Below are 24,369 nucleotides of genomic sequence, written 5' to 3'. Positions count from 1 at the left end.
ACCACTGGAGATACTATGAAAAAATTAAGCAAAACCCCGTTAGCCGTAGCGATGGGCGCCAGTTTACTGCCCACTTTGGCCGGCGGCATTGCGCAAGCCGACAGCAACCCGTTTGCGTTGTCAGAATTGAGTTCGGGTTATATGGTGACTGCCGAAGCTAAACCCGATGCCGGCGCCGACAAAATGAAAGACGGTGCCTGCGGCGAGGGTAAATGCGGCGCGGCGATGATGAAAAAAAGCACTGACACTAAAGCCGCGACCGAAGGCAAATGCGCCGGTAACAAACCTGCACCTGCCGCCGACAAAGCGGCGGAAGGCAAAAAAATGGAAGGCAATTGCGGCGCCAACATGAAATAAGCGCCGGCGGCGCCGGTGCGTTCTCGCCGGCGCCTTAATCGTTCAAACTGAAAAGCTTTCTCCGCAACCGCAGGTCGCTTTGACGTTGGGATTACTGAATTTGAAGGCTTCATTGAAACCTTCCTTGGCATAATCCAACCGAATACCGGCCAATTTATCCAAGTCCGCCTGCTTCACCAGCACTTTCACGTCGTGTTGGTCGAATACCACATCATCGGCTTCGGCCTGGTCGGCGTAATCCAACACATAAGCGTAACCGGAACAACCGGATGCCTTGACTCCCAAGCGTAAGCCCACACCCGAACCGCGCTTTTGCAATTGTTTTTGAATCTGCCTTGCGGCGCTCTCTGTAACGGTGATGCTCATTGAATTAAATCTCCTGATGTATTCCTAGCGAGGCAATCAATACCTCGACAAAGCGATCGATCTCAGTTTCGGTATTGTCCTTGCCCAAACTGACCCGTATCGCCGATTTGGCCAAATCGGGTGCTATGCCCATGGCCGCCAAAACCGGGCTGATTTCGCCGGACGCCGCCGAACACGCCGAGCCGCTGGATACGGCAATATTGTGCTGGTCCAATTGCATCAACAGCATTTCGCCATTTAGTCCGGCCACCCCGAATTGCACGGTGTTCGGCAATCGCTCCGCCGTTTCGGCGAAAATCACCAAACCCGGTATCGTCTTTAAACGCTGTTCCAGCCGCTGCCGCAACTTCGCCAGTTTGGCCGAACGTACCTCCATCTCCGCTTTCGCCAACTCAGCCGCCTTGCCAAAACCGACAATGGCTGCGACATTTTCGGTACCAGCCCGCCAACCGTGTTCCTGGTCGCCGCCTCGCTGCAACGCACTGAGATTGAAACCTTCGGCGACGACCAGAGCCCCGCATCCTTTAGGTCCATAAATTTTGTGGCTGGACACCGTTAACAGCGTGACGCCAAGCTGCCTGAACGATAACGGCATTTTGCCCAAAGCCTGCACTGCATCGGTATGGACGTTGACGCCGAAACCGCTCAGCCGATTCACCGCTTCGGCAACCGGCTGCACGGCTCCGGTTTCGTTATTGGCTAGCATCAGCGACAGAAAATCACCCGGCTGCCAGTCTAAGTCCAACAAACTATCGACTGAAATTTGCCCGTTAGAATCGACAGCCCCGGTGCGCAAATCCCGATACGACGCCCTATAGGCTGCGGCATTCTCGAATACCGACGGATGCTCTATCGCCGAAATAGTTAAGCACTTACCTCGGGCGTTGGCCAAGGCCAGGGCATTGGCTTCCGTGCCGCCGCTGGTAAACACAATGCGTTCGGCGGGCGCGTCGAGCAATGCAGCCAATTGCTCTCTGGCGGTATCGATTGCAGTGCGGGCAAAACGCCCGAGTTTATAAAGACTGGAAGGATTGCCGTACAGAGCCCCCATATAGGGCGCCATGGCCTCCACCACGCGTTCGTCGCAACGCGTTGTGGCGTTGTGATCGAAATAGATCATCAAGCGCTACGTTTTTCCTGGCGTGTCTGCAGTTCGATGACGTGCTCGATTTGCCGGCCCTGGCGTTTGGCGACGTCACTGACGAATTCTCGTTCCAACAATTGCCCAAGACTGATTTCTTTCAAATAGGCCCGAATCTGTTCGCTCAGCCCCATCCACAGATCGTGGGTCAAACACGGCTGATCGTTATGGCAATTGGCTTTACCTCCACACTTGGTCGAATCGACCGGCTCGTCTACCGCTTCGATAATGTCGGCAATATTGATGTCGCGGGCGCCGCGGCTCAGCGTGTAACCGCCGCCTGGCCCTCTGACCCCTTTGACCATGCCGGCTTTGCGCAAGCGGGCGAACAATTGCTCCAGGTAGGACAGCGAAATGGTTTGCCGAGTCGCAATGTCGGTCAACGTGACTGGATTGGATTGGCTGTGGTAAGCCAAATCCAACATCGCTGTAACCGCGTAACGCCCTTTAGTCGTGAGCCGCATGCCAAACCCCTTATAAACTAATGAAAATTAAGGCGACTATAAATAAACCCACTAAATTGGTCAAGTATTTGTCTGCGGGCCGCTTCTCGAATTCGCTTTCGCCACGGCCGGCTCGCTTGGCGGCCCCAATCAGTTAGGGTTGATCCTTGATTTCGCAGTCGTCCAGCTTTGCTACCTGGTGGCGGCGGCAATCGATGCCGGCTTCGCTCAAGACTTTCTGCATGTCGTCCAACTGCTGGTCCAGATGGTGAATATGGTCCAGCATCAAATTAATGGCATTGGCAATCGGGTCCGGCATGTCGGCGGTCGCGCCGTAAGCATCGAAGCCGATCTTTTGCGCCATCGCATCTCGCCGCGCCTTGTCCTGCTTGGCTTTGGCATCGACGATATGCGCCGGAATACCGACCACCGTCACGCCGGACGGCACCGGTTTCACCACCACCGAGTTAGATCCGACCCTGGCACCGTCGCCAATTTCGATCGGCCCCAATACTTTGGCGCCAGCCCCGATCACGACGCCGTTGCCCAAGGTCGGGTGGCGCTTGCCTTTGTCCCAACTGGTGCCGCCCAGTGTGACGCTGTGGTACAGCGTGCAATCGTCGCCGATGACCGCCGTTTCGCCGATGACGACGCCCATGCCGTGGTCGATAAAAAAGCGCCGGCCGATTTGCGCGCCGGGATGAATTTCGATGCCGGTCAACCAACGGCCGAGGAAGGAAATATAACGCGCCGCCCAGCGAAAGCCCCGCAACCACAAAGCATGACTTACGCGGTGAATCAATACCGCATGAAAACCGGGATAGGTAGTGACGACTTCGAACACCGATTGAGCGGCGGGATCGCGCGCGAACACGCATTGGATATCTTCTTTTAATCGAGAGAACATACGCCTACTTGGTGTTATGGTTTTGCGAGAACCTCAGAATACCCCGCAGAATATCCAACTCCTTGGTATCGAGCTGGGTCCGGTTGAAAATACGGCGCAGCCGCCGCATGATCGAACGGGAACGCTCAGGATGCAAGAAACCGATATCGGCCATGGTCTGCTGCAGATGTGCGTAGAACGCTTCCATTTGCGCCGCGGTTGCCAGGGGCGCTTCGCCGCGGTCGCCAATCGTACTGGCGGATTGTTGTCCCGAGGCCAGAAACAGCTCATAGCACACCACTTGCACCGCCGCCGCCAGGTTCAACGAACTGTATTCAGGATTACACGGAATCCGCAAAAGGTAATGGCATAAATCCAATTCATGGTTTTTCAAGCCGGAATTCTCCCTACCAAAAACCAGTGCGATGTTCGGCCGCGCAACGTCGCCGGCTACCGCCCAGGTTTCGGCGGCCTCGCGCGCGGTCAGGCTCGGCCAACTGATGGTTCGGTCTCTGGCACTCGCTCCCAGCACAATCTGGCAATCGGCCAATGCATCCGCCAGCGAGGCAAAACAACCGGCATTGCGCAACACGTCGTCGGCTCCGGAGGCTCTGGCGGTGGCGTCGGCATGGGGGAAATACTTGGGCGACACTAAACGCAACTGGTTCATGCCCATGTTTTTCATGGCGCGCGCCACGGCACCGATGTTGCCGGGATGGGAAGTCTCCACCAAAACCACTTTAAAATTAGACAGCAACGCCCACCTGCCGCACTTGAAAAAGCGGCGATTCTAACAAAGTTTGCTATCCTATCGGCGTTTTCCAACTGCTCATTTTCAACTCGATTATGCATCCGATGCTCAATATAGCCGTCCGCGCAGCGCGGAACGCCGGCGATCTGATTCAACGCTCCTCTCTCAATATCGAAAAGCTCACCGTAGACCAAAAAAGCCGCAACGACTACGCCTCCGAAGTCGACCGAGCAGCCGAACAGGAAATTATCAAAGTCATCCGTACCGCATTCCCCGACCACGGCATACTCGCCGAAGAAAGCGGCGAGGCCAAAGGCAACGACTACACCTGGATTATCGATCCATTAGACGGCACTACCAATTTTCTACACGGTTTTCCGCACTACGCCGTTTCGATCGCATTGAAAAACAAGAACAAATTAGAGATCGGCGTTATTTACGATCCGACCCGCGACGAGCTGTTCACAGCCGAACGCGGCGGCGGGGCGATGCTGAACAACCGCCGCATCCGCGTCACCAAGCAGAACACGATGCGCGGGGCGTTGATCGGGACCGGCTTTCCGTTCAAAACCATGGAAAACATCGAGCCTTACCTCGGTATGTTCAAGGCGGTCTGTGCCGACGCCGCCGGCATTCGCCGCGCCGGAGCCGCCGCGCTGGACATGGCTTATGTGGCCTGCGGCCGGCTGGACGCTTATTGGGAAATCGGCGTCAAGGAATGGGATATTGCCGCCGGCGTATTGCTGGTGCAGGAGGCGGGCGGAGTCGCAACCGATTTTTCTTTTAACGACAAATACTTACAGTCAGGCAACATTATCACCGGCAACCCGAAAATGCATCAGCTCATGTACCAAATCATCGAGCCGCATGTACCCGCCCGGCTAAAATAAGGCGTAATTTCGCTTTTAGCCTAAAATTGTTATCGTTTCGCCTTTTCTTTTATACTAACCGGCTAATCAAATTTTAAGAGGCCACCATGGAAAAACCGTTTATTCTTCACATGCTGACAACAGCCAAAAACCTGAGCCCGTTCGACGTCAATATGGCGATGGATGCCGGCTGGATTTCAGCGGTGCCTTATATCAACGTTGAACCGAGCGAAGTCCGGGGCTTGGTTCAAGACGCTATTTTCTCGCGCAGCCCGAAGGGTTTGTTACGCACCGCGATATTTATCGGCGGCCGCGAAACCAAACAAGCCATGGACATGCTGAAGATGGCGAAAAACTCCATGGTTCCGCCGTTCGAAGTCTCGGTATTCGCCGATCCCAGCGGCGCTTTCACGACCGCTGCCGGCATGGTAGCTGCTGTCGAAAAAGAACTGGCCGATAAATTCGGCACCACGCTGCAGGGCAAAAACGTTCTGGCACTGGGTGGCACCGGCCCGGTCGGCCAAGCCGCAGCGGTGATCGCCGCCCAGGCCGGCGCCAAAGTTCGCATCATCGGCCGCCAATTGGATAGAGCCGAGCGCACCGCGGAATTGTGCAGCGAAGAATTCGGCGACGGCAAAATCTCGATTGCCGCCGGCGCCGATTCCGACAAAGCCGAATACATCAAAACCGCCGACGTCGTCTTTGCTACCGGAGCGGCCGGCATCGAACTGCTCAGCGCCGAAATGATCGCCAGCGCTCCGCAATTGAAGGTCGCAGCCGACGTCAACGCGGTACCGCCGTCCGGCATTGCCGGCGTCGACGCGTTCGACAACGGCAAACCGATTGCCGGCTCGGTCAGCGGCGCGGTGGGCATCGGCGCATTGGCGATCGGCAATATCAAGTACCAGGCGCAAAGCCGCTTGCTGAAACGCATGCTGGAAAGCGACCAGCCGCTGTTTTTGCACTTCGAGCACGCTTTTGAAGTCGCGCGCGAATTCATCAAAACCAGCAAGTAACCGACTCCAAGTCCAGTCCGCCACCACACACAGGGTAAGGTACCAATGGCAAAACGCAGCATACTCCACATGTTCGACCCGATGCCGAACAATAGCCCGTTTGACATCAACATGGCGCTCGACGCCGGTTTCGATGTACTTGTTCCCTACGCCAACGTCAAACTGGAGAACATACACAATTTGACGCAGGATGCGGTGTTTTCGCGGAGTCCGGCCGGCAACAAACGCACCGCCCTGTTCATCGGCGGCCGCGATATGGGGCTGGCCATCGACATGCTGCAAGCCACCAAACCGGCCATGGCTCCACCATTCCAAGTCTCGGTGTTTGCCGACCCCAGCGGCGCCTGCACGACCGCCGCCGCATTGGTGGCCTGCGTGGAAAAGGCGTTGAAGGACCATCACAGCCGGGAATTGAAAGGTTTGAAAGCGCTGGTATTCGGCGGCACCGGCCCGGTCGGCATCGCCACCGGCGTCATCGCTTCCTTGCAAGGCGCCGAAACCTTGCTGGTGGACCATTTGTCGATCGATACCGCCAAGGATGCAGCCAAACAATACAACCGCCGCTTCGGCGCCAGCATGGGTGCGGCCGTGGCGCGCAACGACGAAGAGAAAGCGCAACTGATTGCCGATGCCGACATCGTGTTCTGCACCGCAAAAGCCGGCATTCGCGTCATCAACTCTACCGTGTTGGCGCAAGCCAAACAATTGAAAGTCGCCGGCGACGTCAATGCAGTGCCGCCACTGGGCATAGAAGGCATAGAATTGAACGATTTCGCGGCGCCGCTGGCCTCCGCGGCGCATTCGCCGAATGCGGTCGGAGTCGGTGCTTTGGCTGTCGGTAATATCAAGTACCAATTGCAGCACGAATTGTTGAAACTAATGCTGGAAACCGAAACCCCGGTATTCCTGGATTTCCGCGAAGCCTTCGTCAAAGCCCGCACGTTGGTTTGATCTCTACCGAGGGTTGGGCTCTAACCCAACCCTCAGCCACTCTCAGACGGCGTCCAGATAATTGAACTTCACCGCCAGTCTGGTCAATTCCACGTCGTTTTTAATCTGCAATTTGCGGTAGACCCGATAGCGGTAAGTGTTGATGGTTTTGTCGCTGAGGGCCAGCGCTTCCGACATTTCCTGTATGCTTTTGCCGTTTAGAATCATCCGCACCACTTCGGCCTCGCGTTGGGACAATTGCAGAAACGGCGAAACGTCGGCGCCCGGCAAAAATTGAAATGCCAGATTGCTGGCCACATCCTGGCACAGGTAACGCTTTCCGGACATGACGGTTTTAATCGCCGCGACCATTTCGTTGACCGGCGACGCTTTAGACACGAAACCGACCACCCCCAGTTTCAGCAATTGTTGCGGAATCGGACCGTCGTTATGTACCGACAATGCAATGATTTTGGCATTCGGCTGGGTTTGTAACAGGCGGCGGCAAGCCTCGAACCCGCCAATCCCCGGCATGTTGATATCCATCAAAACCACGTCGGGCGGGTTTTGAGCGACCAGTTGCAGAGCCTGCTCGCCGCAATTGCATACGCCGACCACGTAAATATCCGGCTCCGCAGCCAACAGCGCCTCGATACCGCTCCTGACCAATTCATGGTCGTCAACGAGTAAAACTTTAATCATAACTTCCTTCGCAAGGATCTTTATCCGGTCAAGTTTCCCAAATTTCCTTTCCAACGGCAACGGCAAGCGGCATCTAAAAGAGTTAATCCCGCGCGCGTCTTCGTCGTTTAGCCTAATAACCGGTAAAATAGCGTTTTCGATCAACCAACCCAAAGGTCGCCATGCGCACTTCCCAATTTCCTCTCAGCACCGTAAAAGAAATACCCGCCGACGCCGAAATCGCCAGCCACCAGTTGATGATACGCGCCGGCCTGATCCGCAAACTGGCCGCCGGGGTTTACACCTGGCTGCCGCTGGGATTGCGGGTACTGCGCAAGGTTGAACACATCGTCCGCGAGGAAATGAACAAAGCCGGCGCCTTGGAAGTGTTGATGCCAGCCCTGCAACCGGCCGAACTGTGGCAGGAAACCGGCCGCTGGGAAAAATACGGCCCGGAATTGGCACGAATGAAAGACCGCCACGAACGCGACTTCTGCCTGGGCCCGACCCACGAAGAAATCATTACCGATTTGGCCCGCAACGAGTTGCGCAGTTACAAGCAACTGCCGATCACCTACTACCAGATCCAAACCAAATTCCGCGACGAAATCCGTCCGCGCTTCGGCGTAATGCGCTCGCGCGAATTCGTCATGAAGGATGCTTATTCCTTCCATCTCGACCAGGAATCGCTGCAAGCCACTTACGATGTGATGTACCAGACCTACACCAACATCTTCAACCGTTTCGGCCTGAAATTCCGCGCCGTGATGGCCGATTCGGGCTCGATCGGCGGTGCCGTATCGCACGAATTCCACGTTCTGGCGGCGTCTGGCGAAGATGCCATCGCCTTTTCCGACACCAGCGATTACGCGGCCAACATCGAAAAAGCCGAAGTCCGCCGCCCGCCGTTCAATCGTCCCGAACCCGGCCGGAATTTGGAAAAGACGGCGACCCCGGGTAAAAAAACCATTGCCGAAGTCTGCGAATTTTTAGGCACCACCGCCGACAAAGTGCTGAAAACCCTAATTCTGGTCCAGCGCCCCGCCAATCCGCAAGACCGCGAAGCGCGAAACGCTTATTACATGGTTTTACTGCGCGGCGACCATGAACTGAACGAAATCAAATTGAGCAAAATCATCGGTAACTTCGACTTTGCCAAAGACGACGAAGTCCAGGAAGCCCTGGGCTGCCGCCCGGGTTACATCGGTCCGGTCTGTCAGGAAAACCAGCCTTTCCTCGGCCATATCATTGCCGATTATGCCGTGGAAAATTTGAGCGACTTCGTCTGCGGCGCCAACGACGAAGGCTTTCACTACACCGGCGTCAACTGGGAGCGAGACTGCGCATTAACCCAAGAATGCCTACACGACATCCGCCAAATCGGCGAAGGCGACCCCAGCCCGGACGGCGAAGGCAACATCACCATCGCCCGCGGTATCGAAGTCGGCCATATCTTCCAACTCGGCACCAAGTACAGCGAAGCGATGAACGCCGCCATCGTCAACGAAGCCGGCAAGAACCAAATCATGGTCATGGGCTGCTACGGCATAGGCATTTCCCGGGTCGTCGCCGCGGCAATCGAACAAGGCCACGACGAGCGCGGCATCATCTGGCCCAACGAGTTGGCACCGTTCCAGGTCGCAATCTGCCCGATGAATATGTACAAGTCCGACCGCCTGGTCGATACCGTGGAAAAGGTTTACCAGGAGTTGACCGCGGCCGGCATCGAAGTCCTGCTCGACGACCGCAAGGTCCGCGCCGGTTTTATGTTTTCCGATATGGAACTGATCGGCATTCCGCACCGTATCGTCATCGGCGACCGCGGCTTGGACAGCGGTACCGTCGAATACCAGGGCCGCACCGACCGCGAGAGCCAGGAAGTGCCTTTTTCCGAATTGGTCGGTTTTATCAAAGCCAAACTGGCGTAAAACCGGGCTAATTCCAGCCAACAAAAAAGGGCGCACTTGGCGCCCTTTTTCTTACCTGCCGATTTACGCCGTTAGCGCATCAATGTAAACATAGCTTTGACCGCGCCGCACTTCGGGCAACCCCAGTCTTCCGGCACGTCTTCCCAACGGGTGCCGGGGGCAACGCCGTTACGCGGGTCGCCCAATTCCTCGTCGTAAATATGTCCACAGGTTTTGCATTTGTACTTTCTGAATTCTGCCATTGTTTAATCCTCGGTTGTAACGACGTTTAATAAACGGGCGGAATTGTAGCCTATGCTCGCCCGCCAAAAAACCACGAATATTGGAAGGAATCGACCCTGCTATGCGGTTTGCCGTCTCCCCGCGTCTCGCCGGCAAACCGGACACCCCGGCACGAAAAATGCCATGGCCCGCGAGCTAGGTAATTGAATTGTAATTTGAATTATTTCACAGAAACGAGTATAAACATGGCGCAGGGGATCGATATTTTTTACTTATTGAGGGACTGAAATGAAACATTACGCAATCTCGCATCATGTTAAACAAAGCCTTTTGCTGCTCGGTTTGGCAACGGCAACTCCTATCGCATCGGCTGCGTTACCGTGGAGCGGCACGGCCGACTACACTGCCGCTGCGGGGGCCGCAGGCGACGAGGCCGTGGTCGGCCCATTCGACACCTACGATTTCGGTTTGGGTGTCGGCTTGGTTAAAGTCAACAACGACGGCACGCTGAGCGGTTATTTTCAGACCTATGTGAACGACCACATTCTGACCAATTCCGGCGGCATCAATGTCCCGCAATTGAACGTCAGCGGTGCATCGGGTAACGGTAACGGCTTTGAACTCACTGTGGTCGCCAGCTTCAGCGGCACCTATTCCGTTTTGCCAGGCGGCTTGCAAAGCTTCTCGCTGACCGGAGGCAACGTAGGCCTATATTTCGACACGACACCGGATTTTAGCTTCAGCGGCGACAGCGGCTTCAACGACGGGACGGCTATTCTGACCGGCACGCTGACCGGCGGTAGCGGCTTTATTTCTCTTGCCTCGGGCAAAGGCATTGAGCAACTGGACCTGAGCTTCTCCGGACTCTTCGGCAGTTCCAATTCCAGTGTGTATAGCGCCCCAATCGGCGGCGGCAGCGCATTATTTTCAATCGATTTGAAAAACGCGACCTTGCTACCCGGCATCACCAGCGTGCAAGGCCATAACAAAGCCGAGGGCGTGCTGGCCGCAGTCGATGGCTCGATCAACCTGACCGCGGTGCCGTTGCCGCCGGCGGTATGGATGTTCGGCGCAGGCCTGGCCGGCTTATTGGGCGTTGGCCAACGTAAAAAAGCCAGCACGTAATTCGCAGCGCTAGCACTTACCGAGTTACCGACCCCGGCCCATCACGCCGGGGCCGGTAGCCTCTAACTCAGTCGCGCAGTCACAGTTCCGACATTCCCGAAAACCGCAAACACAAACCGAACAAATCCTCCCATTCGTCGCCGGCGGCTTGCCCCTTTATACGGCGATCGACTTCCGCGCCCGTCCGTAAAATCGCTTGTAACTGCTCGGTTTTAAACCGCTGAACGGCGTCTTGCACCAGATGCTTGCGTTTGTCCCAAATCTGAAATTTCTTAAACACCGCTTCCGGGTTAACGCCACGGCTCAACTCGGTTTTGACCTGCAACAACGTTCTGGTTTCCCGGCTCAGCGCCCACAACACGATGGAAGCGGCTACACCTTCGGCCCGCAAGCCGTTCAGGATTTTCAAAGACCGGTTCAATTTTCCCGCCAGTAAAGCATCGGTCAATTTGAACACGTCGAAACGGGCGCTGTCGGCAACGTCATCCTCAACCATGGCTTTGCTGATCAAAATCCCACCGTGCAAGATGTATAGCTTTTCGATCTCCTGCGCGGCCGCCAGCAGATTACCCTCGACACGGGAGGCCAGACTTTTCAAGGCCTCGTTGTCCAGCCGCATGCCCCTGCGTTCGGCGCGGCGCTGCAACCAGTTCAACAACTCTTGGCCCTGCAGCGGCCAAACCTGGACGATGACACCAACGCCGTCCAATGCTTGAAACCACTGCGATTTTTGCGCCGCCGACTCCAGTTTGCCGGCCGTCACCAGCAGCACGGTATCGTCCGGCAGATGCCGGCAATAGGCGATCAAGGCCTTACTGCCCTCCGTTCCCGGCTTGGCCGAAGGCAGGCGTAAGTCGATCAATTTTTTATCGGAAAAAATCGACAGCGAATCGGCTTCCAGGCTAAGTTGCGGCCACTCGTGGCCGGACTCGACCGCAATCACTTCGCGGGTGGTGTAGCCGGCCGCGCGTGCAGCCTGGCGGATGTCGTCGGCAGCTTCGCCCAGTTGCAAAGGTTCGTCGCCGCTGACCAGATAGACCGGCGCCACGGCTTTTTGCAACGCCGCAGCCAACTGCTCGACTTTCAAGCGCACGTGTTTTTACTTCTGGTTGTCGATCGCCACCCGGGCGCGGGCCAAGATCATCCTGGCCGCCTGCTTGTATATCTCACCGCGGATCAACTGCTCTTCGTTGGTTTTCGCCAACACCGCGGTCTGGTCGTTGAAAAACTCGCGGGATAATTCGATGACCTGTTCGTCCATCATCGCATTCTCCTTGCCGTCGAAGAATTGGAAGCGTAGGTAATACTCCAGCTCGGATTCGCTGGATTTACCGGTGGAACCGATAGACAACACCCGGCTGCGCATGTCTTCCTTCAAAACTTTGACGACGACGCCGGCGTCGTTCGGCGTCGGCGCCAATTTGCCCTTCGAAGCCCGCATGATTTGCTGCATTTCGTTTTGTAACGGTCCGGAAGCGCCGAAAAGGTAAAGACTCTTCAGCGCTGCCGGCATCTCGATCGAGCCCCGCAAATGGTAACCGCAACCGGCTTGCATCAGCGCTGCAGCCAGGATCAGGAATCGAAACAAGCGCTTCATCGGTTTTTTACCAACGCAGTTAAACAACGATATTCACCAGTTTTTGCGGCACGACGATCAGCTTTTTGACCGGCTTACCCTCGAGGAAGCGCTGCACGTTGGCATCGGCCAAAGCCAAGGTTTCGATCTGCTCCTTGGAGGCGCTGACCGCAACCGCCAATTTGCCGCGCAATTTGCCGTTGACCTGCACCACCATCTCGATGCTGTCTTGCACCAACGCCGACTCGTCCAGTTCCGGCCAAGGCGCGGCAACAATATCGCTGTCGCGGCCCAGGTCGCTCCACAGTTGCTGCGCCGCGTGCGGAATGATCGGCGCCAGCATCAGCACAATGCTTTCCAACACTTCCTGACGCACCGCCCGGCCGTTGGCGCTGTCGTCCTCGAATTTGTTCAAGGCGTTGACCAGCTCCATATTGGCGGCAATCGCGGTGTTGAAAGTGTGGCGGCGGGCCATGTCGTCGGTCACCTTTTGCAAGGCTTGGTGCAACTGGCGGCGCAAAGCTTTTTGATCGTCGCTCAGCGCGGCCTTGTCCAGCGCCGCTTGCGGCAGGCCGGCTTCGACGTGCAGGTACACTTGCCGCCACAAACGCTTCAGGAAGCGAAACGCGCCTTCGACGCCGGCGTCGTTCCATTCCAAAGACTGGTCCGGCGGCGACGTGAACATCGTATACAAACGCACAGTGTCGGCGCCGTATTTGTCGATCAGCACCTGCGGATCGACGCCGTTGTTCTTGGATTTGGACATCTTCTCGATCGCGCCGACCGTGACCGGTGAACCGTCTTCCAATAACTTGGCGCCGACGATCTTGCCCTTGGCGTCGCGCTCGACTTCGATCTGAGTCAGGTTGAAATACTTTTTATGGCCGTGTTCGTCGAATTGGTAAAAAGTCTCGGCGACGACCATGCCCTGGGTCAGCAGGTTTTTGAACGGCTCGTCGCAGACCAGCAAGCCTTCGTCGCGCAGCAATTTGTTGTAAAAGCGCGAGTAGAGCAAATGCAGAATCGCGTGCTCAATACCGCCGATGTAATGGTCGACCGGCAGCCAGTAGTTGGCGCGCTGGTCGAGCATCGCGCTGTGGCAATCGCTGCTGGCGTAGCGGGCGAAGTACCAGGACGATTCCATGAAGGTATCGAAGGTATCGGTCTCGCGCCGCGCCGGTTTGCCGCATTTCGGGCAAGCGGTGTGCGGGAAGGTCGGATGCGCGGCCAATGGCGATTGCGAGCCGTCCAGCACCACGTCGCGCGGCAACGTCACCGGCAATTGGTCGTCGGAGACGGGCACCGTACCGCAGTCGTCGCAATAAACCACCGGAATCGGCGCGCCCCAGTAACGTTGGCGGGATACGCCCCAGTCGCGCAATCTGAAATTGGTTTTGCGCTCGCCTTTGCCGAGGTCGGCCAATTTGGCGGCGATAGCGTCGAAGGCTTGTTTGAAATCCAGACCGTCGAATTCGCCGGAGTTTTTAAGCACGCCTTTGTCGGTGAAGGCTTTTTCAGCGACGCTATCGTCGCTACCGTCGGCCGACGCAATCACTTCTTTAATCGCGATGCCGTAGCGTTTGGCAAATTCGTAATCGCGCTGGTCGTGAGCCGGGACCGACATCACCGCACCGGTGCCGTAACTCATCAACACGAAGTTGGCGATCCAGACCGGCACCGACTCGCCGGTCAAAGGATGAATCGCGTTGTAACCGGAGGCGATACCGCGTTTTTCCATGGTTTCCATTGCCGCTTCCGAGGTTTCCATCTGCTTGCAGGATTCGATGAATGCAGCAATCTCGGCATTGGTTTCGGCGGCTTTTTTGGCGACTGGGTGTTCGGCGGCGACCGCAACATAAGTCACGCCCATCACGGTGTCGGGACGGGTGGTGTAAATCCGGATCGGCGAATCGAAGCCCTCGACCGCGAAATCCATCTCCACGCCTTCGGAGCGGCCGATCCAGTTGGCTTGCATGGTTCTGACCTGCTCCGGCCAGCCCGGCAGTTTTTGCAGATCGTCGAGCAATTCCTGGGCGTAGGCGGTGATTTTCAAAAACCACTGCGAAATTTCTTTTTTCTCGACCGGAGTGTCGCAACGCCAGCAACAGCCGTCGATGACTTGTTCGTTGGCCAGTACGGTTTGGTCGTGCGGACACCAGTTGACCGGCGCCGTTTTTTTGTAGACCAAGCCTTTTTCCAGCAGGCGGATGAAGAACCATTGTTCCCAGCGGTAGTATTCCGGATCGCAAGTCGCCAGCTCGCGGCTCCAGTCGTAACCGAAGCCCAGACGTTTGAGCTGGTCGCGCATGTAGTCGATATTGGAATAGGTCCAGTCGGCCGGATGTACTTTGTTCTGCATCGCCGCGTTTTCCGCAGGCAAGCCGAAGGCATCCCAACCCATCGGTTGCAACACGTGTTTGCCTTGCATGCGTTGGAAGCGGCTGATCACGTCGCCGATGGTGTAGTTGCGGACGTGGCCCATGTGCAGCTTGCCGCTCGGGTAGGGGAACATCGACAAGCAGTAGTATTTTTCCTTGCCGGTATCCTCGGTTGCGGTAAACACGCCTGATTTTTCCCAATCGGCTTGGACTTTTTCTTCGATCGCCGCGGGGTTGTAATGCTCTTCCATCCTGTTCGTCTTTTGCTGTAAAAAGGCGCTAGAATACCTTACAGGCGCTTAAATCTAAAGCGCGAATACTATAAATAGCGGGAGTAAGCATGGGCGAAAACAAACTGATCAAAGCATACGACGACTTGATGGGCCATCTGTACGAAGCGATGGACGACACGCTGCATACGGTGGCCGATGCGCTGGAAATCGCCAAGGAAAAAACCGCCGCGCTGGGCGGCCATACCCAGGAAGAAATCAACAAAATCGCCGACTACGTGATGCGCGACGTCGAACACGTCGCCACATCGCCAAGCCTAAAAGAAGAAAACAACTCGCTGTCCGAGTGGCTGAAGTTCGATATCGAACTGATCGAGAACTTCGCGCTCGAAGCCTTTCTCGACATCGCCGACAAGACCCGGGTCAAATTGGCGGCGCTGGAAATGGAGGCCAAGCTGTACCACCCCTACCAAAGCGGCGAAGTGGCCGGCCCCGGCACCTTCACCTGCGACGCTTGCGGCAAGCAAATCGCTTTCAAATCCACCAGCATCATCCCGGCTTGCCCGGAATGTAAAGGCAACAGTTTCAGCCGTTGTTGATATTGCAGGCTCAAACCTTATAATGCGGGCTTTATTTTTCCTTGATCGAGGGCGATTATGCGCAGGGTGATTTTCAATCAGAAAGGCGGCGTCGGTAAATCCACCATTACCTGTAATTTGGCGGCGATCAGTGCCGTCGAAGGCAAAAAAACCCTGGTAATCGACCTCGACGTACAAGGCAATTCGACGCAATACCTGCTGGGCAGCAAGGTTGCGGATTCCGACAAAACCATTGCCCACTTTTTCAAGGACAGCCTGGGGCTGGGCCTGTTCGGCGGCGGCAAGGAAGGCCTGGACGGCCTGATCCACGAAACGCCCTTCCCCAACCTGTACGTGCTGCCGTCGCATTCCGATTTGGAAGGCCTGCAAAGCCGGCTGGAATCGAGGCATAAAATCTACAAACTGCGCGAAGCGCTGGAACGGCTGGAAGGCTTCGAGCACATTTATATCGACACGCCGCCGATTCTGAACTTCTACAGCCTATCGGCCCTGATTGCCGCCGAAAAATGTCTGATCCCGTTCGACTGCGACACCTTCGCCCGCGAAGCGCTGTACACGCTGATGCGCGCGATCACCGAAGTCAAGGCCGACCACAACCCGCATTTGGAAGTGGAAGGCGTCGTCGTCAACCAATACCAAAAGCAAGCCAATCTGCCGCGGCAACTGGTCGAAGACCTGATCGCGGAAGGCCTGCCGGTACTGGAAACCAAAATCTCGACCTCGGTCAAAGTCCGCGAATCGCACAGCGACGCCCAACCGCTAGTCCACTACGCGCCGTCGCACAAACTGACCGAAGAATACCGCGCCTTGCATTTGGAAATTCATCAATAGCCGCCGGCTTGGCGTGAAACTAAAAAAGCCAGGTCCAGCCTGGCTTTTTTGTTTGCGTCGATTGCAACCCAAAAGTGGCTTCGGTAGGCCGGAATAAGCGCCAGCGTTTCCGGCAAACGTTAAAAACCGGGAACGCCAAAACGGCTTACTTGCACCTTGGATATTCAAGCCTACGAAACTGGCTCAATCGAAAGGCAAACCAACCCAGCCATCGCTCCAGATCGGCACGCAAATTACGCACTCGCCAAACTCGCAACCACCTTCACCCCGCCATATCCAGCACCGAATGGTCTAGCTTCGCGTTCAAGCGGCTGAAGGCCTTGTGCAGGACTTCCCAGCCGGTAAACGATACCAGCAGCCAGCCGGCGGTGCGCCGCTCCCATTCGGTGTCCATTAGCACGCCGGCCTGCACCAGGCTGACGAACGCGGCATCGCTGGGTGCTTCGATATAGGCCTGCGCCGCCGGCAAATGTTCGGCCGCAACCAGCCTGGCGGAAGGTTGGTCGTTGTTGGCGTGGCGGTCGGTGTACATCACATAGCCGGGATCGATACCCAGTGCCTTGAGTTCGTTGCAATAGTCGGCAAACCCGTAAAACGGAAACGGCAGAATCATGCTCATGGTTGGGCTCCGGAATGGGCTAAGACAATCGGGCGTATCCGCGGCCGGTCAAACGCTGTTCCGGCCGGACGTTTGCTGGCGCAGCAGGCCGCCATGGCGGATATCAACGCCGTCCAGCATGTACACGGCGTGCTCGGCGATAACCCGGCAATGCTCGGCGCAACGCTCCAAAATCTTCATCATTTGCATGATGTCCAGCGCCCGGCGGATCATGCGGGCGTCGTGCAGGACATAGGCCAATTGGTGCTTGATGCCTTCCTGCAATTCGTTTTCGCATAGCTGGTCGCATTGCAACAGCGCATAGGCTTGCTTGGAGTCGCGGTTTTCGAACACCACCATCAGCTTATCCAGAATCGCCTTGACCAAGCCGCCCATCTTGACGATGTCGGCCAGTAACTTCTCGTTCGGGTCGCTGGTATTCGGATCGAACAACACCGTCACCAGCCGGGCGAATTCGCATATTTCGTCGCCGATTTTGGAAAACTCCGCCGAAATTTTCGATACCGACAATACCAGGCGCAGATCGTTGGCCACCGGGCAATGCCGGGCTATCACGCTCAACACGCCGTCGTCGATTTTACTTTCGTAATGTTTCAGCTTTTTTTGGCGGGAAATGACTTTCTGCGCCAATTCGGCGTCGCCGTAATCCATGGCTTGCATGGCTTGCTCGAACTGGTAGATCAACAAGTCGGTGACTTCCAGCAGCAGGCCGTACAAATGGCTCAGATCGTTGTCGTATTCGTGCAGCGTATGCGGATTGCCGCCGGTGTCTGTCGGAGTGATCATAGCCAAGTCTCTATCGGGTTAACGCGCAAGTTTTACGCCCGGAGTGTAACGGCTGAAGGTGACAGGAATGTGACATCGCGGCGCCGATCGACCGGCCTTGCGGGGCCGCGCACCGCGGATGACGGAATTGTGACAAGCGGAAGCGGCCGGCAAAATCCGCCGTTCCGGCGCCCGCTTGCAGGAAGCGTCATACTGCTGTCATAAACAGCCAGAAAAATACCCCACATCCGCTATCCATACCCAGCGTATTTATGACTGCTTCTACATACCGAACCATCTGGATTTCCGATTTGCACATCGGTTCCACCCAATGCCACGCCGAAGCGCTGCTGGATTTTCTGAAACACAACGACAGCGAAAAACTGTATCTGGTCGGCGACATCATCGACTTCTGGGCCTTGTCGAAAAAGATGTACTGGCCGCGTGAGCACAACACCATCATCCAGAAAATTCTGCGCAAAGCCCGGCACGGCACCCAAATCATCTACGTCCCGGGCAACCACGACGAAAACGTGCGCGAATACGACGAATACGTGTTCGGCGACATCGTCGTCAAGCGCTCCGACATCCACACTACGGCCGCCGGCAAACGCTTCCTGATCGTGCACGGCGACGAATACGACACCATCGCCAGGCACCACCGTTGGCTGGCCAAGATCGGCAGCGTCGGTTACGACTGGCTGATCGAAATCAACCGCTTCCTGCGCATCTGCCGCCGATTGATCGGCTACCAATCGCATTTTTCGTTGGCCGCCTTCGTCAAATTCAAAGTCAAAAACGCCGTGCAATTCATCTCCGATTACGAGGAAAGCATCGTGCGCACCCTCAAAAACCAGGGCTTGGACGGCGTGATCTGCGGCCACATCCACCACGCCGAGATCAAGGACATCGAAGGTTTCACCTACGTCAACACCGGCGATTTCGTCGAAAGCTGCACCGCCATCGTCGAACACGCCGACGGCCGCCTGGAGCTGGTGAACTGGTTAAAACAGGAAAAACCGATGCCGGAAGCGCAAGCGGAAACCGGCCTGCCCCTCCCCGGCTAGACATCGAACGGCCGCCGGGTGTAATACGTTTCACCAAAACGTCCGCAAACCGTCACCGTATCTTAACCTGCGGCTCAGGCTTATCCCGCAAAATGCGACCGGGCTTGCAGAATCGGTTGTTACAACCGGTCCCGCCTCGGCGCTACCCCCTTGAACCGGTGGCGGGGTTTTCTGCGAGTCGGCCAGGCTTCCAAGCCTGTTAGCGGTTATTGCCATCCAGAGACTATCCGACCATGATCGCAAACCAATTCAGCCGCTTGCCGTTACTGGCGGCGATGGCGGCAATCGGCGCTGCCGCCGAAGCCGCCACCCCGGTATTCATCAACGAAATCCACTACGACAACGCCGGCAGCGACAGCGGCGAAGCCGTCGAAATCGCCGGCCCGGCCGGCACCGACCTCAGCGGCTGGAAAGTCGTGCCCTACAACGGCAACGGTGGCGCCAGCTACACGCCGGTCTGCAATCTGAGCGGCAGCATTCCCAATCAAAACAACGGCTTCGGCAGCGTCAGCTGCGCCATTTCCGGCTTGCAAAACGGCGCGCCGGATGGCATCGCCCTGGTTGATGCCGGTAACGCAGTGGTGCAGTTCCTCAGTTACGAAGGCACCTTTAGCGCGACCAACGGCCCGGCCAACGGCATGGTCAGCGTCGACATCGGCGTTTCCCAATCCGGCAGCGGTGCAGCCGGCCAATCGCTGCAATTGAAAGGCAGCGGCTCGAATTACGAAGACTTTACCTGGGCCGCCGAATCGACCGCATCGTTCGGCAGCATCAACGCCGGCCAAACCTTCGGCGGCATCGCGCCGCCACCGCCCACGTCACAATGCGGCCAGCCCGCAACCTTGATCAGCGCGATTCAGGGAAGCGGCGGCGTCAGCCCGCTGAACGGCACGGTGCAACACGTCGAAGCCGTGGTCAGCGCCGACTTTCAAGGCAGCGGCAATTTGAATGGTTTCTTCGTCCAGCAAGGCAGCGATGCCGACGCCAATCCGGCCACTTCCGAAGGCCTGTTCGTGCTGGCCAGCACGCCGGTCAACGCCGGCGACCGGGTCCACATCGTCGGCAGCGTCGCCGAAACCTTCGGCATGACCCGGCTGGAAAACGTCGCTGCTGTTGAAGTGTGTTCCAGCGGCAACGCCCTGCCCGCGCCGGTGGCCATCAACCTGCCGTTCGACAACGCCAATAACGAGCCGGAACGTTGGGAAGGCATGCTGGTACAACTGCCGCAAACCCTGACAGTGACCGAGAACTACAATCTGGCCCGTTACGGCGAATTCCTGTTGTCGTCCGGCGGCCGTTTGTGGACGCCGACCCAAGTCGCTGCGCCCGGCCAAGCCGCCAACGATGTTGCTGCACAAAATGAATTGAACCAATTGTTAGTCGACGACGGCAGCAACCAGCAAAATCCCGATCCGGTGATCTATCCGCAACCGGCCGGCTTGAGCGCGGCCAACAGCCTGCGCTCCGGCAATACGGTATCCGGCGCCACCGGCGTGTTGGCTTACGATTTCGGCGTCTACCGTTTGCAGCCGACCCAACCGTTGGCGTTTACCGCCAGCAACGCGCGTCCGGCCAACCCGGCACCCACCGGTTTGGGCTCGTTGAAGGTCGCCAGCTTCAACGTGTTGAATTACTTCAACGGCAACGGTGTCGGCGGCGGCTTCCCGACCGCGCGCGGCGCCAATACCTTGGCCGAATTCAACCGCCAGCGCGCCAAAATCATTCCCGCCATCCATGCGCTGAATGCCGATGTGGTGGGCTTGATGGAAATCGAAAACGACGGCTACGGCAGCACCAGCGCCATCGCCGACCTGGTGAACGGTTTGAATCAACTGGCCGGCGCCGGCACTTACGCCTTCGTCAATCCGGGCCTGAGCAAAGTCGGCACGGACGAAATCGCGGTCGGCATCATTTATAAGCCGGCGAAAGTCACAGCGGCCGGTAAGGTGGTGATTCTGGATTCGTCTGTTAACCCGCAATTCATCGACAGCAAAAACCGCCCTACCCTGGCTCAAACCTTTTTGGACAAAGCCTCCAACAAACTGCTGACGGTTGCGGTCAACCATTTGAAATCCAAAGGCTCCGCCTGCGACGACGTCAACGATCCGGATACCGGCGACGGCCAGGGCAACTGCAACCAGACCCGCACCCAGGCCGCCACGGCGCTGGCAAGCTGGCTGGCCGGCGACCCGACCCAGCAAGGCGCGGCCAACAGCTTGATCGTCGGCGACCTGAACAGCTATGCCCAGGAAGACCCGATTACCGCACTGAAGAACGCCGGTTACCGCAACCTGCTGGAAACGATGATCGGCAATCGGGCGGCGTACAGCTACGTGTTCGACGGCGCGGCCGGTTATCTGGACCACGCGCTGGCCAATAGCGCGCTAGCGCCGCAAGTCAAAAGCGCTAGCGAATGGCACATCAACGCCGACGAACCGCGCGCGCTGGATTACAACACCGAGTTCAAATCGGCCAATCAAGTCACCAGCTTCTACGCGGCAGATGTATATCGTTCATCCGACCACGATCCATTGCTGGTCAAACTGTTCGTCCCCGGCGACCTGGATAACGACGGCGATGTCGACAACAGCGACGCCGGCCTGATCAAGGCTCAAGTCGGCAAATGCGTGGGTAAGACAGGGTTTAACGCCGAAGCCGATTACGACGCGACCGGCTGTGTGACGTACGCCGATTATCGAACCTGGTACGGCCATTTCAACAGCTACACCGCATCCGTTAGCGCTCAATAAATCCGAATGGCCACCGGCAAACCGTTTGCCGACGGCCTTGGTTAATTTTTAGGATCACAATATGCAAAACTTGCTTCGTATTCTGGCGCTATGCGGCGCCAGCCTGATGCTGACCACGGTCCATTGCCAGGCAGCTACCCTTTCCTTCAGCCTGGAAACCGCCGGCAATTCAATCCGGGTCGGCGATGTATTCGCTATCGATCTGGTCGCGCACGATCTGTTCGCGGCCGATAGCAGCGACGAGCTGTTGGCTTTCGGCTTGAACTCCGCCAGCTCGATCTCGGGCCTGGTGGAATTTCAAGGCAGCACGATCAATCCGCTGTTCTCCGACGACAGCTTGCTGGTCAATCTGCACGCCGCCGGCTCGGCGTTTCCCGGCATCATCAGCGATGCATCGACCGCATTGGCGTTCAATCTGGCGACGTTGCATTTCAAAGCGCTGGTCGCCGGCCAAGTGACGTTGGCGATCGCCTCCGATTTATCCGACTTCAATCAAGGTCTGATCTTTTTGAACCAAGGTCCGATGGGAATTAATGCCAGCCGTAGCTTTGATATTACCGCCGTGCCGTTGCCGGGGGCTTTGGTTATGTTTATTAGTGGGGTGGTGGTAAGTTTGGGTGGGTTTCGGCGGAAGCGAGGCTAAAACTTGATGCAATCCGATTTGGTTTTGTGTCGCTGACGCGACGATTGTTTTGATGTCGGTTCGCGGACCGACAACCGCGATACTTTCTTTTGCGTGGCGAGCCACAAGGATGTGGCGAATGCCGAAAATGCAGGAGCAATTTTCGGCCAAAAGAAAGTATCCAAAGAAAAGGCCACTCGACATTCCGCCTTAATCCTGCGCTTTTACGAAAACCATCCATGGTTTTCGCCCTGCGGGCCAGCCTATCGGCTGTTCAAATTTGCTCCAGGCAAATTTGTCGCTTTTGCCGAGGGTTTTCGGAAGGGCCATCCCTGGCCCTCCGAAAACGCGCGGCATCCCTGCCGCGCCCCTCCGGGCAATTCCCGCCAAATACCCACGGGGCACAAGAGCTGCGATGCTCGGGGCGGAATAACGGGAGAAAACCACTCCCAAAGTCTAACGAAAAATCAAAAAACGTAGGGTGGGCAACGCTTTTTTGCCCACCGTCAACGGTATATATTCTATTCCGCGTGGGCACAAAAACCGTGCCCACCCTTACAACGTTAGGCGCATATCATGATGAATTGGCTACGAAGTGCATGGCAAGGCCAAGCAAAAGCTCTACCTACATTCCTACTGCTTGTAGCATTACCATGGATATTAGCAATGGTAATTGGCAGCAAATTGGGGTTTGCGAATCTGTTTGCATTTGGATACAAGCTGCACCCCGGTGTTTCAATTACCTTGGGCATCCTTGAATTTGCTTTTATGTTTTTCGGACTGATTTGTTATTGGCGATCTGCATTTAATTGTTCGCGGCGCTGGCATGGTTATGTGGGGCGTACTATCGTGGGAATTCGCATATTTGATCTACTAAGCCGACTGTTACTCCTGTTTGTTCTTCTATGCGCTCTTTTCCCGATAAAATAATCGCAACTTAATTACTTTCTACTTTGCCGAAGCCAAGGCCGTAAGGCGCAATTCGTAGGGCGTCAATAGGCGTAGCCGTATTGCGCCGCATGTTGGCATTAAAACATTCGGCGCATTACGCTATCGCTAATGTGCCCTAAAAAGCTGCCCACCGTCAACGGTATATATTCTATTCCGCGTGGGCACAAAAACCGTGCCCACCCTACGTGGCTAAGTATTACCAGCTTTACGTAACAAACCTAAACCGAGTAGTGCTGCTGAGAACAACAAGGATGTTGTAGGTAGCGGAACAGCTGCGATATTTACCTGAATATCTTTTGAAAACCTTACGCCTGACATTACGCCGCTTGGATCGCCATCAGTGCAACCCACACTACCAGCAAGACCACAAGTACCGGTATCTATTGAGATGCCATTACTTCTAAAATCATAAGAATATGTCCATCCGCTACCATAGTTTATTAGTTCGAGATGTATCGTATTGATGCCTGCAGATAATGAATTAGTAATGTCAACATACCCAGAGTCACCTTGATAGTTAACGAATAAAAGCTGCTGATCACTACCTAGGACATTTGAGAGAGTTGCAGAAAAATAATCATCAACATTCCACAAACGCAGATCGTAAATGGTGCTACTACATGCGACCATGGGGGTTAATGAAATAAATAATGTAACTAATAAATAAAATGTCACGCTAACTTTTCCTGCCTGCCTACCTGCGAATAAATACCTCATATTAACCTCCACAATTCAATAATCCTTAAGCAATTATAATCAATTTCAGCCGCCGTCAATCAGAACTGAGTTTACCTTACAACGAAAATAGTAAGGCAATCGGATGGTAGCATAAATTCGAAAGCCAGGTAACGCGATACAATGGGCTTAAATATGCGGGTTTAGTTAACGAAACACACCATCAGGAATTTGCCGGATTTGATGGCGTTTGTTTCAATGGTGTCGCCTTGCCACAGTTGATTGAAGGCTGGTTCGAGCACCGGCAAGGCCGTAAGGCGCAATTCGTAGGGCGTCAATAGGCGTAGCCGTATTGCGCCGCATGTTGGCACCAAAACATTCGGCACATTACGCTATCGCTAATGCGCCCTACAAAGCTGCCCAAATATTAGCTGGATTTACACTTCGCGGCGGGGTTCTCTCCCGTATGCCGCGCCGAGCAACGGAGGGTTTGAACGGATTTGCCCGTTAGGGGCGTCGCAGGGATGCGGTGCGTTTTACGCATGGGCTGGGAAGCCCCTTCGGAAAACCCCATTCAAACCCTTCGGCGCG

25 protein-coding genes are annotated in these 24,369 nt (G+C 56.1%); 12 read left to right on the top strand and 13 right to left on the bottom strand.

Going from position 1 to position 24,369, the window contains the following annotated elements; genetic code table 11:
- The first annotated feature begins 15 nt into the window (after window positions 1-15).
- Window positions 16-357: a hypothetical protein gene (locus NP603_RS05245; RefSeq protein WP_256609868.1), complete on the top strand. Its 342-nt coding sequence runs from the start codon at window positions 16-18 to the stop codon at window positions 355-357.
- Window positions 358-399: 42 nt separating this feature from the next.
- Here NP603_RS05245 and NP603_RS05240 read toward each other — a convergent pair whose 3' ends face one another.
- The 5 genes from NP603_RS05240 to NP603_RS05220 all read right to left on the bottom strand — a co-directional run bounded on the left by NP603_RS05240 (window position 400) and on the right by NP603_RS05220 (window position 3,950).
- Complete coding sequence (locus NP603_RS05240) at window positions 400-723, bottom strand: HesB/IscA family protein (RefSeq protein ID WP_256609867.1); 324 nt, start codon at window positions 721-723, stop codon at window positions 400-402.
- A 4-nt stretch (window positions 724-727) separates the two neighbouring features.
- On the bottom strand, window positions 728-1,843 hold the full coding sequence (locus NP603_RS05235) for a cysteine desulfurase family protein (RefSeq protein WP_256609866.1): 1,116 nt from the start codon (window positions 1,841-1,843) through the stop codon (window positions 728-730).
- The gene (gene iscR / locus NP603_RS05230; RefSeq protein WP_140910947.1) at window positions 1,843-2,328 is read right to left on the bottom strand and encodes a Fe-S cluster assembly transcriptional regulator IscR; all 486 of its coding nucleotides are present in this window, start codon (window positions 2,326-2,328) and stop codon (window positions 1,843-1,845) included. Before iscR ends, NP603_RS05235 begins: the two co-directional genes overlap by 1 nt.
- A 133-nt stretch (window positions 2,329-2,461) precedes the next feature.
- A complete protein-coding gene (cysE, locus tag NP603_RS05225; protein ID WP_256609865.1) occupies window positions 2,462-3,214 on the bottom strand; it encodes a serine O-acetyltransferase in 753 nt (250 codons plus the stop codon).
- 4 nt (window positions 3,215-3,218) lie between these two features.
- A complete protein-coding gene (locus NP603_RS05220) occupies window positions 3,219-3,950 on the bottom strand; it encodes an RNA methyltransferase (protein WP_256609864.1) in 732 nt (243 codons plus the stop codon).
- 89 nt (window positions 3,951-4,039) lie between these two features.
- Here NP603_RS05220 and NP603_RS05215 point away from each other — a divergent pair, with 89 nt between their 5' ends.
- The 3 genes from NP603_RS05215 to NP603_RS05205 all read left to right on the top strand — a co-directional run bounded on the left by NP603_RS05215 (window position 4,040) and on the right by NP603_RS05205 (window position 6,780).
- Window positions 4,040-4,834 (top strand): inositol monophosphatase family protein, encoded by a 795-nt coding sequence (locus tag NP603_RS05215; protein ID WP_256609863.1) that lies wholly within the window; start codon window positions 4,040-4,042, stop codon window positions 4,832-4,834.
- Between the two features lie 86 nt (window positions 4,835-4,920).
- Window positions 4,921-5,829, top strand: coding sequence for an NAD(P)-dependent methylenetetrahydromethanopterin dehydrogenase (locus NP603_RS05210; protein WP_256609862.1), 909 nt, complete (start codon window positions 4,921-4,923; stop codon window positions 5,827-5,829).
- A gap of 45 nt (window positions 5,830-5,874) precedes the next feature.
- Complete coding sequence (locus NP603_RS05205) at window positions 5,875-6,780, top strand: NAD(P)-dependent methylenetetrahydromethanopterin dehydrogenase (protein WP_256609861.1); 906 nt, start codon at window positions 5,875-5,877, stop codon at window positions 6,778-6,780.
- 42 nt (window positions 6,781-6,822) lie between these two features.
- On the opposite strand, the gene NP603_RS05200 is transcribed toward NP603_RS05205, so the two are convergent.
- Entirely contained in the window at window positions 6,823-7,461 is a 639-nt protein-coding gene (locus NP603_RS05200; RefSeq protein WP_256609860.1) for a response regulator, read from the bottom strand.
- Window positions 7,462-7,622: 161 nt separating this feature from the next.
- Here NP603_RS05200 and NP603_RS05195 point away from each other — a divergent pair, with 161 nt between their 5' ends.
- Window positions 7,623-9,368, top strand: coding sequence for a proline--tRNA ligase (locus NP603_RS05195; protein WP_256609859.1), 1,746 nt, complete (start codon window positions 7,623-7,625; stop codon window positions 9,366-9,368).
- Between the two features lie 71 nt (window positions 9,369-9,439).
- Here NP603_RS05195 and NP603_RS05190 read toward each other — a convergent pair whose 3' ends face one another.
- Window positions 9,440-9,610: a rubredoxin gene (locus tag NP603_RS05190; RefSeq protein ID WP_140910939.1), complete on the bottom strand. Its 171-nt coding sequence runs from the start codon at window positions 9,608-9,610 to the stop codon at window positions 9,440-9,442.
- 268 nt (window positions 9,611-9,878) lie between these two features.
- Here NP603_RS05190 and pepA point away from each other — a divergent pair, with 268 nt between their 5' ends.
- The gene (gene pepA / locus NP603_RS05185; protein WP_256609857.1) at window positions 9,879-10,715 is read left to right on the top strand and encodes a flocculation-associated PEP-CTERM protein PepA; all 837 of its coding nucleotides are present in this window, start codon (window positions 9,879-9,881) and stop codon (window positions 10,713-10,715) included.
- 79 nt (window positions 10,716-10,794) lie between these two features.
- Here pepA and holA read toward each other — a convergent pair whose 3' ends face one another.
- The 3 genes from holA to leuS are packed head-to-tail and all read right to left on the bottom strand — an operon-like array spanning window position 10,795 to window position 14,920.
- Window positions 10,795-11,808, bottom strand: a complete 1,014-nt coding sequence (holA, locus tag NP603_RS05180) for a DNA polymerase III subunit delta (protein WP_256609856.1) — start codon at window positions 11,806-11,808, stop codon at window positions 10,795-10,797.
- A gap of 6 nt (window positions 11,809-11,814) precedes the next feature.
- Window positions 11,815-12,312, bottom strand: coding sequence for an LPS-assembly lipoprotein LptE (locus tag NP603_RS05175; RefSeq protein ID WP_256609855.1), 498 nt, complete (start codon window positions 12,310-12,312; stop codon window positions 11,815-11,817).
- Between the two features lie 19 nt (window positions 12,313-12,331).
- Window positions 12,332-14,920: a leucine--tRNA ligase gene (gene leuS / locus NP603_RS05170; protein WP_256609854.1), complete on the bottom strand. Its 2,589-nt coding sequence runs from the start codon at window positions 14,918-14,920 to the stop codon at window positions 12,332-12,334.
- A gap of 89 nt (window positions 14,921-15,009) precedes the next feature.
- Between leuS and NP603_RS05165 the strand changes: the two genes are divergently transcribed.
- Complete coding sequence (locus NP603_RS05165; protein WP_256609853.1) at window positions 15,010-15,498, top strand: zinc ribbon-containing protein; 489 nt, start codon at window positions 15,010-15,012, stop codon at window positions 15,496-15,498.
- Window positions 15,499-15,555: 57 nt separating this feature from the next.
- A complete protein-coding gene (locus NP603_RS05160) occupies window positions 15,556-16,329 on the top strand; it encodes a ParA family protein (RefSeq protein WP_064022412.1) in 774 nt (257 codons plus the stop codon).
- 262 nt (window positions 16,330-16,591) lie between these two features.
- Here NP603_RS05160 and NP603_RS05155 read toward each other — a convergent pair whose 3' ends face one another.
- Together NP603_RS05155 and phoU are read right to left on the bottom strand one after the other, a co-directional pair.
- The gene (locus NP603_RS05155) at window positions 16,592-16,948 is read right to left on the bottom strand and encodes a hypothetical protein (protein WP_256609852.1); all 357 of its coding nucleotides are present in this window, start codon (window positions 16,946-16,948) and stop codon (window positions 16,592-16,594) included.
- A gap of 48 nt (window positions 16,949-16,996) precedes the next feature.
- Window positions 16,997-17,734, bottom strand: coding sequence for a phosphate signaling complex protein PhoU (phoU, locus tag NP603_RS05150; RefSeq protein WP_256609851.1), 738 nt, complete (start codon window positions 17,732-17,734; stop codon window positions 16,997-16,999).
- Between the two features lie 251 nt (window positions 17,735-17,985).
- Between phoU and NP603_RS05145 the strand changes: the two genes are divergently transcribed.
- From NP603_RS05145 to NP603_RS05130, 4 genes are all read left to right on the top strand, one after another.
- On the top strand, window positions 17,986-18,780 hold the full coding sequence (locus NP603_RS05145; protein WP_256609850.1) for a UDP-2,3-diacylglucosamine diphosphatase: 795 nt from the start codon (window positions 17,986-17,988) through the stop codon (window positions 18,778-18,780).
- A gap of 233 nt (window positions 18,781-19,013) precedes the next feature.
- Window positions 19,014-21,530, top strand: a complete 2,517-nt coding sequence (locus NP603_RS05140) for an ExeM/NucH family extracellular endonuclease (protein WP_256609849.1) — start codon at window positions 19,014-19,016, stop codon at window positions 21,528-21,530.
- 61 nt (window positions 21,531-21,591) lie between these two features.
- Entirely contained in the window at window positions 21,592-22,173 is a 582-nt protein-coding gene (locus NP603_RS05135) for a hypothetical protein (protein WP_256609848.1), read from the top strand.
- Window positions 22,174-22,728: 555 nt separating this feature from the next.
- A complete protein-coding gene (locus NP603_RS05130; protein ID WP_256609847.1) occupies window positions 22,729-23,082 on the top strand; it encodes a hypothetical protein in 354 nt (117 codons plus the stop codon).
- 210 nt (window positions 23,083-23,292) lie between these two features.
- On the opposite strand, the gene NP603_RS05125 is transcribed toward NP603_RS05130, so the two are convergent.
- Complete coding sequence (locus NP603_RS05125; protein ID WP_256609846.1) at window positions 23,293-23,778, bottom strand: hypothetical protein; 486 nt, start codon at window positions 23,776-23,778, stop codon at window positions 23,293-23,295.
- Window positions 23,779-24,369: the final 591 nt, after the last annotated feature.

Origin of the sequence: Methylomonas aurea (assembly GCF_024505045.1) — a bacterium.
Taxonomy (GTDB): Bacteria; Pseudomonadota; Gammaproteobacteria; order Methylococcales; family Methylomonadaceae; genus Methylomonas; species Methylomonas aurea.
The sequence above is the reverse complement of the archived record's forward strand: the minus strand, read 5'-3'. Positions and strand labels throughout refer to the sequence as shown.